This is a genomic window from Caulobacter sp. P1_D6, assembly GCF_056406095.1.
Genome location: NZ_JBFUAW010000068.1, coordinates 1 through 13,791, shown reverse-complemented (window position 1 = coordinate 13,791; position 13,791 = coordinate 1). Strand labels below are relative to the sequence as shown.

The following is a 13,791-nucleotide window of genomic DNA, read 5'->3' as shown; positions in this document are numbered from 1 at the left end:
CCGCCGGAGCGTCCGGCGGCGACGGGGCCCGGTTCCGCGCCGCGTCGGCCACGCTCGCCGTTGACCTTCGTCGGCTCGTCGTCTCAAGCGGTTCCCAACGCGCCGGAGACCGCGACGCCGGCGGCCGAGGCCGAGGCGCCCGCGAACCCTCCGCGCGAGCCGATCTGGTCCGAGCCGCCGCAAGCCCGGGCGGCGACGTCCGATGCGGCCAAGGCCTGGACCGACGTTCCGCGGCCGACAGCTCCGATCGACCACGCCTTCACGCAAGCGCGCCAGAAAGATACGCCGGAGGAGGCGCCTGCGGATCGGATCGACGCGCCTGTCGTCCGTCGCCAGAGATCCTGGTTCTTCGCGAGATCCAGGCGTGTCGAGCGATCGCTAGAGCTTTCGGCCGATCCGGGACGACCCACGAAAATCGGAAGGGTGGATGCGGTGGAAGCGATCGCGGTCGCCGGCATGCCGGTTCCCCAAGCCGCCTTCCAGGCCTCCGCGACGGACCGTCCCCCCGCCGCGCCAGATCGGACCCGGCAGGACCAGACGCCGCCCCGTCGGCGCTCCCTGTTTCACAAACTCGCCGCGCTCGTCGCCAGGCCGCGCGCTCGCGCCGATCATTTCCCGGTCTTCGAACCGACCGGGACGAGGGCTTCGCCGCCGATCGATCGCCCCTCGCCGGAGACCGTCCCGGCACGGTCCGCGTCCTCGTTCTCGCCGTCGCGGACGGTCCCGTCGGCCCGCCCCGCGCCGGCCTTTTCGCACCTCGAAGGCGCGCCGCCGAGCCGAGCCAAGGCCGAGGCGTCCCCTCGCGCCGCGCGCCGGATCGTTCGCGGAGCATCGAAGACGCCCTTGCCGGACGACGAGACCCAACGTCAGGGCAAACGGTCGAGCTTCTCCAGGCGCCCCGCCTCGCCGTCGCGGGAGCTCTCGCGCGGCTTCGCGGCTTCGCCGCCGGACGACCGCTGGCCGACGCTGCCGCCGACGACCTTCGCGTCCCCGAACGGCGTCGAAGCGTCGCCGCCGCGCTGGGATCAGCTGGCCCGTGAACAGGAGGAGGGCCGATGGAGCGTGTAGCCTTCCTGCTGGAACGGTCGGGCGAGCGGATCTCGTGCCTGCTCAATCCGGAAAACCTCGAAGCGCGGCGCAGCGCCGGCGTGCGGACGCGGCTGGCCGGCGGCGGCTTCCTGACCGGCGTGGCCCGTTCCGAGGATCCGCTGATCGCCACCGGCGGCGGGGTCACAGAATACGACCTGAACCTGCTGTTCGACGTCGAGGTCGCTCGCGAAGGTCGTCCGTCGAAGGCGCCGGAAGACGGCCAGGGTCCCGCCGCGGACGACGACGTCCGCGCCCTGACCCGTCCGATCTGGGACCTGACCGAGAACGCCGTCGCGGCCGACGGCTTCGCGGCTCCACCCACGGTGCGGTTCATCTGGGGCAAGTCCTGGAACATTCCCGGCGTCGTGCTGCACGTGTCCGAGCGCCTGGAGCGGTTCAACGCCGACGGGGCGCCCCGCCGGTCGTGGCTCAGCCTGCGCCTGCGCCGCGTCGAGGATTCCGAGCCGCGTCCCGCCCCCAGCCGGCCCGTGACGCCGCAGTTCGAACCGCCCTCGGATCTGGACGGCGGATCGATCGATCAGTTCCCGGCCGTCGAGATGCCGGTCGACACCGACGGCCTGCCGCTGAAGCGCTTCGACCAGATCGCCGACGACGGCTACGGCGACCCGACCCTGTGGGCCGACGTCGCGGCCTACAACGGCGTGGACGATCCCCTCAACGTTCCGGAGGGCACGACCATCGTCCTTCCGTCGCTGGCGATCCTGCTGGAGGTGCGGGCGTGACCTCGATCTTCGCCAATCGCCCCCTTCGGGCCCGTCTGGACGGCGCGCCGCTGGACCCCGGCTTGGGGCGCTACGCGGTGTCGGCCTTCGTGCGCCAGGCGCTGAACGCTCCGGCCATGGCCGAGCTGGTGTTCGCCGACGCGCCGAACGACACCCTGACCAGCCTGCGCCTCGGCGCGAGCCTGGCCTTCTCGGTCGACGGCTCCGGCGACCTGTTCGACGGCGAGATCACCGCCGTCGAATATCAGCAGGACGCCGCCCAGGGCCGGGTCGTGCGGCTGCGGGCCCTGGACAAGCTGCACAGGGCCAGGCTGCGCCAGCGGGCCCGGGCCCTGACCGACATGACGGTCGCCGACCTCGCGGGCCAGATGGCCGGCGATCTGGGCCTGACCTTCAGCTGCGCCGCCCAACCGCCGACCCGCGCCCTGATCATCCAGCACGACCAGAACGACTTCGACCTGGTGGTCGACCTGGCGCGCGACGCCGGGCTCTATCTGGTGGTGGAAGCCGGCGAGCTGCGGTTGATCAGCTTGGCGGGCGAGGGCGAGCCGATCCCGTTGCGCATGCGGCGCGAGATCATCCAGGCCAGCGCCACGACGGGCGCGGACTCGCTGCGGCCGTGGACCGGCGCCCAGTCCTGGGACCCCTCCCGCGCCGTCTCGACCAACGCCCGCGCCGGCCTGGCCAGGCAGGACGCCGAAGAGTTTCGCGACGGCGGGCTGACGGCCTTTCCGGACCTGGGCGGGCGGACTCTGTTCAACCGCCTGGCGGCGGACGCCGCCGAGGCCGAGAGCCTGGCCCAGGCCGATCTCGACCGGGCCGTGGCGCGCGCCGTCCTGCTGGAGGCGGTGGTCGAGGGCGACACCCGCCTGCGTCCCGGCCGGCCGGTCAACCTGGAAGGCGTCGGCGACCTGGTCGACGGCCGCTGCGTGGTGACCCGCGCTTTGCACCGGTTCGAGGAGGCGCGCGGCTATGTGGTCGAGATCTCGACCGAGCCGCCGACCCGGCCCGACCGTCCCCGCGTTCCGGCTTTCACTCTGGGCAAGGTGACCGACGCCGACGATCCCGACGGCCTGGCGCGGGTGCGGGCCCGCCTGCCGGTTCTGGGCGACGTCGAGACCGGCTGGATGTCGGTGCTGCTGCTGGGCGCCGGCGCCGAGAAGGGCGTGGCCATCCTGCCGGAGCCAAACGACGACGTGCTGGTGCTGTTTCCAGATGGCGACCCGGCGCGCGGCGTGGTCCTGGGCGGCCTCTACGGCGAGCGCGCCGCGCCGGGGCCTCGCGGGGCGGGGACGGCGGGGGCCCGGGCCTTCACCGTGCGCACGCCGGGCGGACAGGTGCTGACCCTGGACAGCGTCGACGCCCTGGCGCGGCTGGAGACCCGCGCGGGCGGACTGTTCGAGTTCGGCCCCAACGGCTCGCGCCTGCGGGCCAGCGGCGACCTGATCATCGAGGCCCCCGGCCGTCGGTTGACCATCCGCGCCGCCGCCGTCGCGTTCGAGGAGGGTTGAGCATGCTGTGGTTGACCCAGGACGCGACGCTGGTCTGCGATCACGGCGGCCGGGTGGGCATCGCCCCGACCCAGACCCTGGTGCGCATCAAGAGCCGCCTGGCGCTGGTGAACCCCAATCCGCAGTCGCGGCCGATCTCGGCCTGTCCGAACGCCAATCCGGTCATCGGCCTGCGACCCTGCCTGACGACCCTGGCCGTCAAGCAGGGCTACTCGACCTTCGTGACCATCGGCGGCCGGGCGGTGTGCTTGGACACGGTCACGGGGCTTACCGACGGGTCGCCGCCGGGCACGGTCAATTATCGCGTGGTCGATCCCGGCCAACGCCTCGTGGCGGCCGGGAGTTGAGCATGAAGAGCGTTCGGGGCATCCGGTTCGAAGGCGCGGAGCTGGGCGGGGCGACGTCCGAGCTGCGCCGGCCGGCGGGGCTGATCCTGTCTCCGGCGGGCCGGCTGGCCGACGTCAGCGGCGCCGACGCCGTGCGCCAGGCGATCATCCTGCTGCTGACCACCATCCCGGGCGAGCGGGTCATGCGGCCCGGCTATGGCTGCCCGCTGCACCGGCTGATGTTCGCGCCCAACGACGCCACGACCGCGGGCCTAGCCATCCACTACGTGCGCCAGTCGCTCAAGCGCTGGGAGCCGAGGATCGAGATCGTGCGGCTGGACGCCGGCGTCGATCCCGCCGCGCCCAGTCAGTTGGTCGTTTCGCTGGACTACAGGGTGCGCAGCAGCAACCAGCCGGGCCAGCTGCAATTCGGCCTCGACCTGCGTGGGGAGGCCGCCTGATGCCGTTGCCCACGCCCAAGCTGGACGATCGCACCTTCGCCGAACTGATGGCCGACGCCGTCAAGGTCATCGACCGCTCGTGCCCGGAATGGACCGACCGCAATCCCAGCGACCCGGGCATCACCCTGCTGGAGACCTTCGCCTATCTGACCGACACCATGCTGTACCGGCTCAATCGCGTGCCGGAGAAGCTGTATGTCAGCCTGCTGAACCTGGTCGGCGCCCAGGTCCATCCGCCCGCCGCGGCTGCGGTGACCCTGACCTTCACCCGCACCGCCGGCAATGCGCGGATCACCATCCCCGCCGGGACGCGCATCGCCACCAGCGACGGCTCGGTGACCTTCGTGGTCACCCAGGCGGCGATCCTGGCGGCCGACCAGAAGAGCGTCGAGGCGCCGGCGCTTCATTGCGACATCACCGAAGCCGAGGCGATCGGAACCGGGACGGGCGCCCCCGGCCAGAGCGTGCAGGTGAAGCGTCCGCCGATCATCGCCCCGTCCGGCGACGGCCTGGACCTGATCGTCGGCGTCGAGGCCGACAGCGCCGAACTGGCCGACGGCGCGGTGTCGCGCACCCTGGGCGAGAAGAGCTATCGGATCTGGCGCGAGGTGGTCAGCTTCGCCGACGCCGCCCCGACCGACTGCGTCTATCGCGTCGACCGCGCCATGGGTCGCATCCAGTTCGCCCCCGCCGTGGCCGGCGAGGGATCGACGGCGCTGTCGGCGGTTCCGGCCCTGGGGCGAGACATCCGGGCCTGGTATCGCGGCGGCGGCGGCCGGGCCGGCAATGTGGCGATCGGCGCCCTGACCGTCTTCAAGACGCCGATCCCCGACCTGGCGGTGACCAACCTCGTCCGCGCCGCCGGCGGGGCCGAGGCCGAGAGCATCCAGGCCGCGATGCGTCGCGGCCCGCTGGAGCTGACCTCGATGCGCTGCGCGGTCACGGCGCGGGATTTCGAGCGGCTGGCGATCGCGGACCGCGCGGTGGCGCGGGCCAAGGCCTACGCCCAGTCCCAGGTCTGGGCCCACGCGGCGCCAGGGGTGGTCGAGATCCTGCTGGTGCCGGACGTCGATCTCAGCAAGCTGCCCGACGGCGCGGTCACGGCCCAGGCGGTGATCGAACAGCGCACCGAGGCGGTCAGGACCCGCGTCCAGAGCGCCGTCGATCAGCGCCGGCCGCTCGGGGTCCAGACCTCGGTCGATTGGGCCAAGGTGCGCCCGGTGTCGGTGGCGGCCCGCGTGGTGGTCAGCCGCGAGGAGGACGCGCCGGCGGTCGAGGCCCGGCTTCGCACCCGGCTCAACAAGCTGTTCTCGCCCCTGCGCGATGAGCCGTTCGGCCAGGTCCTGCGCGCGTCCGACGTCTATGAGGCCATGCTGGCCGACCCCAGCGTGCGCTATGCCGACCAGCTTCGCCTGACCATCGGCGAGGCGCCGGACCGCGACGTGTCGGACCTGCTGGGCGACCCGCACCAGGCGCGCACCTGGTTCGCCGCCACAAACCAGGGCCTGCACCGCAGCCTGGACGACGGCAACACCTGGGCGGTGGTGTTCAAGGCCGACGGCGATCGCCCGCTGTTCGTGCGCCGCCACGCCGACCGGCCGGGCCTGATGGCGCTGGGCGTGGTCCGCAAGGCGGGCGGCGCCATCCACGTGTCGCGCGACTGCGGCGAGACCTGGAAGACCGAGGCGGCCGTGTTCAACAGCGAGGTCTCCGACGCCGCCTGGATCGACCGGGAAGGCTCGCCGATGTTGCTGATCGCCACGGGGGAAGGCCTTCGCCAGCTCAAGCCGTTCGGCGACGCGGGGCCGTCTCCGGTGGTGGTCGACAAGGCCCGCGACACCAAGGGCTTCTACACCGTGGCTACGTCGGTGTCGTCGGCCGGCGTGGTCCAGGTGGCGGTGGCCGCGCGGGTCAAGGGCGGGGTCTACCTGTCGGCCCTGGGCGGAGTGTCCGACAGCTTCCATCCGATCGGCCTGTCGGGCCAGGACATCCGCAGCCTCACGGTGCAACGCTTCAACGCCCGGGACTTCCTGTGGGCGGCGGCCGCGGCCGAGGCCGGCCAGCAAGGCTCCGGGGCCTTCCGGGTGGAGCTGCGTTCGGGCGGGGCCGACGATCCCGAGGGTTTCAAGCCGTTCAATGTCGGCTGGCAGGGCGGGTCCTGCGAGGGCCTGGCCTTCGCCGACCAGTGGGTGTTCGCGGGATCGAACCGCAGCGGCGTGCTGGCGCTGGACACCACCGTCGCCGCGCCGGCCTGGCGAGCCACGCCGCTCGACGCCGGCCTGCGGGTCCGCGACACCGAGCGGCTGCTGCACGTGGTGTCCTGCGTGGCCGCCGCGCCCGTGCCCGGCGGGCAGCCGCTGGTGTTCGCCGGCGGTCCCGTGGGCGTTTACCGCAGCCTCGACGGAGCCCAGCATTTCGCCACGGCCTCGGCCACGGTCTTCACCGACCGCATCCCGCTGCCGCCCAACTGGCTCTATTGCGCCGATCAGCATCACCTTTCGGTGGTGATCGACGACGACACGGGCGGCGGATGATGGATCAGGCCCGCATCGCCCGCCTGCTGCCGGAAACCTACCAGTCGGCCATCGTGCCGAAGAAGCCGCTGGCCGCGACGCTGGAGGTGATGGAGATGCTGCAGGCGCCGGCCGAGAGGGCCCTGGCGACGCTGGACTCCCACATCGATCCGGTGCGCGCGCCGCCGAACTTCGCCCTGATGCTGGCGCGCTGGCTGGACCTGGACCGCTATCTGGACTGGACCGGCGGGCGTCCGGGCGAGGGCGCGCCGCGCTACGCCGCGGGGCTGGGCCGTCTGCGGTTGCTGTGCCTGGAGGCGGCGGAGCTGGCGCGCTGGCGCGGCACCCGCCGAACCCTCGAACGCATCCTGACCGTGGCGACCGGCGTGTCCGGCTACACGGTCGAGGAGAACCCGCCGGGGCCCAAGGGCGTCGCCCGAAGCTTCCACCTGCGCGTCGTCGCCCCGGCGGCCGCGCAGCCCCTGGCCGACTTAGTGCGTCGCATCGTCGACGAAGAGCGTCCCGCCTACACGACCTACGAAATCGAATTTTCCGCAGCCTGATCGCGAGCACGAGGACGAACGCCCATGCCGAGTTTCGAGATTCCGGACGGCCCCACGACCGTTGCCCTGAAGACGGAGGCCGGATTCCACAAGGGGAACGCCGTATTCGGCGTCACCAACAAGACCGGGGAGGGGTTGACCGCTCGGTTCAGCGTGCAGGTCCAGGGCAACGGCAAGGCCGAATGGTATTCGATCCAGGGCGAACCCGAGCGGCCCGTCGCGTCCGGCGAGACCCAGACGGTCACCGTGGTGGCGAAGATCCCCGCCAACGCGCCAGCGGGGGAGCATCGCATCAAGCTGCGAGCGACCAACGTCAATGATCCCGACAACGACAGCACCGAAAGCGCCGTGTCGACGGTCAAGATCCCCGCCATCGTCAAGCCGCCGGTCAAGAAGAAGCCGTTCCCCTGGTGGATCATCGCGGTCGCCGGCGGCGTGCTGGTGCTGGTGATCGGCGTGATCATCGCCGTCGTCGTGATGGGCGGTGGTCCGAAGGTTCCGAAGGTCATCGGGCTGGACTACCCGGCCGCCGTCGCCGCGCTGAAGAAGGCGGGCTACGAGGCCGGGCCGGAGGTCAAGGAGCCGGCCCCCGACAAGCCTTTGGGCAAGGTGTTCAAGCAGGACCCCGAAGGCGGCAAGAAGGTCAAGCCCGAGGGGATCGTGGTCCAGCTGACGGTCGCCGGCATGCCGACGGTCGCGGTGCCGAGCGTGATCGGACAGGACTATCCGACGGCCGCCGCCACGCTGGAAAAGAGCGGCTTCAAGGTTGGGCCGGCGATCGAGGAGGTCTCCAGCGACCAGCCCCTCGGCCTGGTGTTCAAGCAAGAGCCGGCGGCCGACGCGCAGGCCGATCCGAAGGCGGCCGAGGTCAAGCTGACCGTGGCCGTCGGCGAGACCGTGTCCGTGCCGGCCGTCGCGGGCAAGCCGCTGGTGGCCGCGCAGGCGCTTCTTGAGGATCGCGGGTTCAAGGTCGCCTCGACGGTCGGCAAGGCCTCCGGCCAGCAGCCGGACGCCGTCTTGGTCCAGAATCCGGTCGGCGACACCAAGGCTCCCAAAGGCAGCGTCGTGACGCTGACCGTCGATCCCGGCGTGGTCGTGCCCAACCTGCTCAGCCCGCAGGTCGGCGGGATCGCGGGCATCCAGGCGCTGAAGAACGCCGGGGTGGACGTTGGCTCCATCGGTTCCAGCTGCAGCGGGACGCCCAACATGATCGTCGCCCAAGGCATTGAGCCCAAGACCAAGGTCGCCCTGGGCACGAGGGTGAACATCACGATCGCCAGCGCGACGGCGAACGTCGCGCTGTGTCGGGCGATCGTAGACAGGAACGTCCTGCTCTACAGCAACCAGATGCGAACGGTGAAGACGGTCGCGCCGACGACGACCCTGAGAACCCTGCCCAAGTAACGGCGCACCGCGTCGCGAGCGCGGGGCTCGCGACGCCTTGTCCAACGCAAGGACCAGACATGCCCAGCTTCGAGATTCCGGACGGCCCAACCACCATCGCTCTGAAGAAGGAGGGCGCGTTCCATACCGGAAACGCCGTCTTCGGCGTCACCAACAAGACGGGGGAGGGCCTGACCGCGCGGTTCAGCGTTCAGGTCCAGGGTGGCGGCAAGCCCGAATGGTATCAGGTCCAAGGGGAGCCGGAACGGCCGGTCGCGGCGGGTGAAAACCAGACCGTGACCGTTGTCGCCAAGATCCCGGCCGCGACGCCGCCGGGCCAGCACCGGATCAAGCTGCGGGCGATCAATCTCAACGATCCCGACAACGACAGCACCGACAGCGCGGCGGCGACGGTCACCATCCCCGCCGCCGGCGCCGTGACGCCGCCGGTCAAGAAGCCGTTCCCCTGGTGGATCTTGGCGGTGGCCGCCGGTGTGCTGGTGCTGGTCATCGGGGTGATCATCGCGGTTGTCGTGATCGGCGGTGGCTCCAAGGTCCCCGACGTTGTGGGCCAGCCCTATGCCGAGGCCGCCAAGGCGCTCGAAAAGGCCGGCTACAAGTCCAACAAGCGGATCGACAAGGAAACCGGCGAGAAGCCGCCGGAGACGGTTCTGGACCAGAGGCCGCTGGCCGGGGCCAAGGCCAAGAAGACCGAGACCATCGTCCTCACGGTCGCCGCGCCCATGCCGGTGGTCTTGCCCGAGGAGCCCAAGGAGGAGCCGCCGATAGAGGAACCGGCCGAGGCGGGTTGCGATCCGGTGGTCGGCGCCTGCATCGAGGGCTTCGTCTGGCGCGCCGCCGGTCCCGACGATCGGGTCTGCGTCACGCCGGAATCCCGGTACCTGGCCCGTCTGGAGAACGCCCAGGCGTCGGCCCGCCGCAATCCGAACGGCGGCCCCTACGGCCCGGACACCTGCCTGATGGGCTACGTCTGGCGCGACGGCTTCGCCAACGACCACGTCTGCGTGAGCGGCGAACGGCGCACCGTCGTGGCCCAGGAGAACGCGGCGGGTCCGTCGCGCTATCGCGCCTGCCGGCCGGCGAGGATCATCCCAAGGACGAAGATCATCTCGCCAGCGGGCTAGACGTCAAACCCCCGGGGGCTCGCCGGTCGGCGGGTCCCGCAAGGAGTGCAAACGCGATGGGTCGGATTTTCGCTCTCGACGCCGTCCCCGGATCGCCGGGATCGGCGGCCGTGGCTGAGCAGCGTCGATGAAGGTCGTCATCATCATCCTGATCCTGATCGTCATCGGCTTCGTCGTGGCGATCGGCGTGGCGGTCTATCGCGCCACCACCCCGCCCGCGCCCCCCTCGGCCCACGGGCCGCCCACCGGCAGCGACGGCAAGATCGACGAGGACGCGCTGGCGAACTGGGACCCTCCGCCGATGGCCGAGGTCATGGGCAAGCTGACGCGTCCGTTCGCGCCGAAGCTGTTCAAGAAGGCCGTCACGGTCACCGAGCAAACCGGCGCCCTGCCGATCCCGCCGGCCGACAAGAACATGCGCATCGCCCGTCTGCGGCTGATCACGGGGCTGGGGGCCGTCGTGACCTACAGCTGCGAGGAGAGCAATGACGAGGGCAGGGAGGGGGAGACCTGTCCCCAGCCTGTGTGCCTGTGCCACGAGAAGACCGTCCTGAACGAGGACGACGTTGAGGACTGCAAGGAACCCTGGCGCAATGCGCGGGCGGCCGGCGACGGCACGTTCGTTTGCCGTGAGAAGGACGACGACGTCTCGGCCGTCATCTATCGCGACGGCGGCGCGATCGTGGTCAAGCCGATGCGGGAGGAAGCCGTCGAGGTTTCGGTCCGCTGATCGGCGCGGCCTAGACCCGCACCGTCCGGAGCGCCGAAATCATCGCCAGCAGCGATCCGATCAGCAGGACCAGCAGCCAGACGGCCCCGACAATGGCGATGATCAGCGCGCCGACGGCGTCGGTGATGGCGGCCAGGAAACCGGGCGGGAAGTCGATCAAGAACGCCTGCAGCAGGGTCAAGCCGATCGAGACCGCGGTCAGGATGACGATGCCCTTGTTCTGCAGGAACCGCTCGTGGGCGAGGATCAGCAGGATGGCGAAGGCGATCTTGAGGATCAGGACCAGGCCCAGGGTCGCCGTGGCGGCGCCCGTCGGAAAATCGGCGAACGCGACGAAATAGGCGATCGTGCCGAACGGCACGGCCACCAGCAGGGTGATCATCAGGATCAGCAGGCCCAGGGCCGCCAGGGCCATGACGATCGCGCCCAGCAGGCCGAAGAAGGCGATCACCAGGGTGACGATCCCCTGTATGCGCCCGATCACGCTGCGCGACAGCAGGATGCCCAGGCCCATCAACAGGACGGTGTAGAGCAGCAGGCCGTCCAGCACCGGCAGGTAGCGAATGCCCAGGCCCGGCGTCGAGGCCTCGAAGCCCACCTGGTGCACGGCGTTGATAACGAAGGCCGAAGCGCATTCCACCAGCAGGGCCACCAGCAGGACGAAGCCGGCCAGCCAGAAGAACGGCGCACGCAAACGGTCCATGGGTGAGCCCCGTGTTGAGACGCGAAGTGTGCCCAATCTCCACTATCGCGACAAGGTAAACATCGTGCGTCTTTATGGTTGTGTCTGGGCGGCGCCGCGTTTCAGCGCCGTTGGCGGACCAAGGCGCGCTCCAGCGCCCGCTGGTTGTAGTCGCCGCCCGAGTGACCCGGCGTGTCGACGCGCCAGAAACCGAAGGTGTTCAGGCCGTACGCCGGTTCGAAAGGCGCTTCCTGGGGGCTCATGAGCTTGTTCTGCAGGCTGTCGAGAACCCGGACATCGCCTTCGGCGAGCCTGACGCCGAGAACGGCGTGGCCGCTGGGCGGGGTGGTCGTCAGCGTCACCCCGACGATCAGATAGACGTCGGTTTCGGAAAAGCCGAGGCGGGTCAGGCCCCAGCGCTTGGTCAGGGCGATGTCCTCGCAGTCGCCGCCGATGACCAGGGTGTTGACCGGCGTGGCCCAGATGTCGTCGCGAAGATAGAGCTCGAAATCCTCGGTCTGCTTGACGTGGTCGTTCACGTAGGCGTTGACCGCCGCCAGTTGATCCGCCCGTGACAGCCGGCGCGCCTTCTTGTCGAGGAAGTCGCGATAGGCCTTCACCTGTGGGATGTCGCTGCGCGCGAGCAGCTCGGCCGTCAGGATTTCGGACTGACGCAACGGCTGGGCGCGCCTCAGGATGAAGTCCGGATAGTCGGTCTTGGTGAAAATCAGGTTCGACGCCGCCAGGGCGGGGGAAATCTGGGCGATCAGCGCCAAGCCGATCGCCATCGCGAGCCCGGTGAGTTTCATCGACAAGAAGCCTCCTGACGGCGCCCGTTGCGATCAGCTAGCCGCCCTCGACGAGCCTTGGACAATCGGGCGTTCCAGCGGTCGTCTCCGGGAAAAGACCTGACCGCCGGGCGGCGCCCGATGAACGGGCATCTCGAAGCTTGGCGAATGCAACACCCGCCCGGCTTCCGTGGACGGATGACGTTCAGTGGCCCTCCAACCCTTGCCTAGCTTTGACTGGCGCCTACATGCCTCCTGCCGGCATCCGGCAAGAGGCTGGAATGATCGGCGCGTCGGCCATGAAGATTCCGAAGAAAAAGCAGGGCTTAAGCGTGACTTTATCCACCGCGACGACGGTTTTGGCGTTGCTCGTCGCCGGGGGATTCTCGGCGATCGGGTCGTCCGCGTACGCCCGGAGCGACCTCGAAACACCAATTCCGCTGGTCGCGGCGCCTGATGCGGCCTCCGATTTGGCGCAGACCGCCTACGATCCGCTCGAGGGCTTCAATCGGGGCAGCTACGCCTTCAGCATGGGCCTGGACCGAGCCGTATTCCGACCCGTCACCCACGGCTACATGGCCGTGGCGCCGACGCCGGTCCGCCACCGGGTCAGCGCCTTCGTCTACAATCTGGGCGAACCCAGCACGTTCGTGAACGACGTCCTGCAGGGCAAGCCCAAGCGGGCCGGCAGGACCACGGCGCGTTTCGCGATCAATTCCACCGTCGGCGTGCTGGGACTGTTCGATGTCGCCGCCGGCATGGGCATCCGGTCCCACGACGCCGACTTCGGCCAGACGTTCGGCCGCTATGGCGTCAAGCCGGGTCCCTATCTCTACGTGCCGGTCCTGGGCCCGCTGAACTTCCGCGACGGGGTCGGCCGGGTGTTCGACTTCTTCACCGATCCGATCGGCCTGGCCGGCCAGGGCTGGACCAGCCCCTTCGGCATCACGCGCCTGGTCACCCAGACGATCGACACCCGCGCCAACGCCGACCTGGCGTTCCGGGCGCTGGACCAGGCGGTCGATCCCTACGCCACCGCCCGCTCGGCCTACGGCCAGCACCGCGAGGCCCTGATCCGCGAGGCGACGGGCGCGGTGCAGGAGCTTCCCGACTTCGACGAGGTCGCGCCGTCGACCGATCCCGCCGCCGCGCCGCCATCCGAAATTCCCACGGTTGCGACGGACCCGGCTTCCTCCACGCCCGCGCCCACTGAACCACAATGATTTCCCCGGAAACGCCCATGACCGACGCCCATCCCACCCGCCGCTTCGCCCTGGTCGCCCTGGTGGGCCTCGGCGTTCTGGCGCAAGCCGCCCCGGCCCTGGCCCAGGGTCCGCGCGAGCCGCAGGCCGAGCAGTTCGTGCAGACCCGCGCCCAGAGGGTGATCTCGGTCCTTGCCGACAAGAACCAGAGCGTCGCCCAGAAGAAGGCGACCTTCCACCAGGGCATCGACGAACTGGCCGACGTGCCGCGGATCACCAATTTCGTGCTGGGCAAGTACGCCCGCACCATCACGCCGGATCAGCGCCAACGGTTCGCGGCGGCGTTCCGCGTCTACGCCGAAAGCGTCTACCAGAACCGCATCAGCGACTATCACGGCGAGGTCCTGAAGGTGACGGGCTCGACCGTCCGCAAGCCGGGCGACGTGATCGTCAACACCACGATCGCGGGCGGCCAGTTGGGCCAGCCGGTGCAGGTGTCGTGGCGGGTGATGGGCGGCGGGACCGCGTGGAAGGTGGTCGACGTCCAGTTCAAGGGCGTGTGGCTGGCGATCACCCAGCAGCAGGACTTCGTTTCGACCATCGACAACGCCGGCGGCAATATCGACGTGCTGATCAGCCAATTGCAGCGGGACGC

14 protein-coding genes are annotated in these 13,791 nt (G+C 70.2%); 12 read left to right on the top strand and 2 right to left on the bottom strand.

The annotated features are described in order from the left end of the window. From AC1DYP_RS24355 to AC1DYP_RS24310, 10 genes are all read left to right on the top strand, one after another. On the top strand, positions 1–1,068 hold a 1,068-nt coding region (locus AC1DYP_RS24355), incomplete at its 5' end, for a hypothetical protein (protein ID WP_477048506.1). Further along, positions 1,056–1,832, top strand: a complete 777-nt coding sequence (locus AC1DYP_RS24350; RefSeq protein WP_477048505.1) for a CIS tube protein — start codon at positions 1,056–1,058, stop codon at positions 1,830–1,832. The genes AC1DYP_RS24355 and AC1DYP_RS24350, both read left to right, overlap by 13 nt. Continuing rightward, on the top strand, positions 1,829–3,343 hold the full coding sequence (locus AC1DYP_RS24345) for a phage baseplate assembly protein V (protein WP_477048504.1): 1,515 nt from the start codon (positions 1,829–1,831) through the stop codon (positions 3,341–3,343). Before AC1DYP_RS24350 ends, AC1DYP_RS24345 begins: the two co-directional genes overlap by 4 nt. A gap of 2 nt (positions 3,344–3,345) precedes the next feature. Continuing rightward, positions 3,346–3,690, top strand: coding sequence for a hypothetical protein (locus tag AC1DYP_RS24340; protein ID WP_029916329.1), 345 nt, complete (start codon positions 3,346–3,348; stop codon positions 3,688–3,690). Between the two features lie 2 nt (positions 3,691–3,692). Beyond that, on the top strand, positions 3,693–4,130 hold the full coding sequence (locus tag AC1DYP_RS24335; RefSeq protein WP_477035282.1) for a GPW/gp25 family protein: 438 nt from the start codon (positions 3,693–3,695) through the stop codon (positions 4,128–4,130). Next, positions 4,130–6,664, top strand: a complete 2,535-nt coding sequence (locus AC1DYP_RS24330) for a baseplate J/gp47 family protein (RefSeq protein WP_477048503.1) — start codon at positions 4,130–4,132, stop codon at positions 6,662–6,664. The genes AC1DYP_RS24335 and AC1DYP_RS24330 overlap by 1 nt, the downstream gene beginning before the upstream one ends. After that, on the top strand, positions 6,664–7,206 hold the full coding sequence (locus tag AC1DYP_RS24325; RefSeq protein ID WP_477035284.1) for a hypothetical protein: 543 nt from the start codon (positions 6,664–6,666) through the stop codon (positions 7,204–7,206). The genes AC1DYP_RS24330 and AC1DYP_RS24325 overlap by 1 nt, the downstream gene beginning before the upstream one ends. A 24-nt stretch (positions 7,207–7,230) precedes the next feature. Beyond that, positions 7,231–8,610: a PASTA domain-containing protein gene (locus tag AC1DYP_RS24320; RefSeq protein WP_477048502.1), complete on the top strand. Its 1,380-nt coding sequence runs from the start codon at positions 7,231–7,233 to the stop codon at positions 8,608–8,610. Between the two features lie 59 nt (positions 8,611–8,669). Beyond that, positions 8,670–9,734 carry a PASTA domain-containing protein gene (locus AC1DYP_RS24315; protein ID WP_477048501.1) on the top strand — a complete coding sequence of 355 codons (1,065 nt, stop codon included), beginning with the start codon at positions 8,670–8,672 and terminating at the stop codon, positions 9,732–9,734. Positions 9,735–9,861: 127 nt separating this feature from the next. After that, positions 9,862–10,464, top strand: coding sequence for a hypothetical protein (locus AC1DYP_RS24310; RefSeq protein WP_477035287.1), 603 nt, complete (start codon positions 9,862–9,864; stop codon positions 10,462–10,464). A gap of 10 nt (positions 10,465–10,474) precedes the next feature. Here the strand turns inward: AC1DYP_RS24310 and AC1DYP_RS24305 are convergent, their stop codons facing one another. Next, positions 10,475–11,167: a hypothetical protein gene (locus AC1DYP_RS24305; RefSeq protein WP_477048500.1), complete on the bottom strand. Its 693-nt coding sequence runs from the start codon at positions 11,165–11,167 to the stop codon at positions 10,475–10,477. A 101-nt stretch (positions 11,168–11,268) separates the two neighbouring features. Beyond that, the gene (locus AC1DYP_RS24300; protein ID WP_477048499.1) at positions 11,269–11,955 is read right to left on the bottom strand and encodes a transglutaminase-like cysteine peptidase; all 687 of its coding nucleotides are present in this window, start codon (positions 11,953–11,955) and stop codon (positions 11,269–11,271) included. Positions 11,956–12,404: 449 nt separating this feature from the next. Here AC1DYP_RS24300 and AC1DYP_RS24295 point away from each other — a divergent pair, with 449 nt between their 5' ends. After that, complete coding sequence (locus tag AC1DYP_RS24295; RefSeq protein ID WP_477048498.1) at positions 12,405–13,157, top strand: MlaA family lipoprotein; 753 nt, start codon at positions 12,405–12,407, stop codon at positions 13,155–13,157. After that, the coding region (locus tag AC1DYP_RS24290) for an MlaC/ttg2D family ABC transporter substrate-binding protein (protein ID WP_477048497.1) at positions 13,154–13,791 on the top strand (638 nt) is incomplete at its 3' end. The genes AC1DYP_RS24295 and AC1DYP_RS24290, both read left to right, overlap by 4 nt.